The sequence below is a fragment of the Gemmiger formicilis genome, from assembly GCF_016901605.1.
Taxonomy (GTDB): Bacteria; Bacillota; Clostridia; order Oscillospirales; family Ruminococcaceae; genus Gemmiger; species Gemmiger formicilis_B.
Genome location: NZ_JACJKP010000567.1, coordinates 1 through 314, shown reverse-complemented (window position 1 = coordinate 314; position 314 = coordinate 1). Strand labels below are relative to the sequence as shown.

Sequence of the window (314 nt, the reverse complement as noted above, 5' to 3'; positions counted from 1 at the left end):
CTCGGAAAAACGGCTCTCGCTGTGTAAGGGTATTATCAAGCAAAAGCTGTCCAAGATGAACTGCGTCAATGACCGGGAACTGGATGAGTACATTGACCGGGTGATCGGCACCATGAGCGAAGATCAGCTCTCCGAGTTGGAGCAGTCACCTTACCCCTATGTCGTGAAGATACAGGGGAAGGTAAAGGATTTGATTGCCCAACACCGCTCCAACGTGTTTGATACCTGGCTGGAACAGGACAAGATATCCTGCCTGCCTAACTATGCACTACCTGCGGTGATCTCCCCAACGGCATTTACCTCGATGGTGCCGA

At 51.6% G+C, this 314-nt stretch carries 1 pseudogene; it reads left to right on the top strand.

From position 1 onward, the window contains the following. A pseudogene (locus H6B10_RS15960) lies at positions 1 to 314 on the top strand (hypothetical protein); the annotation flags it as partial.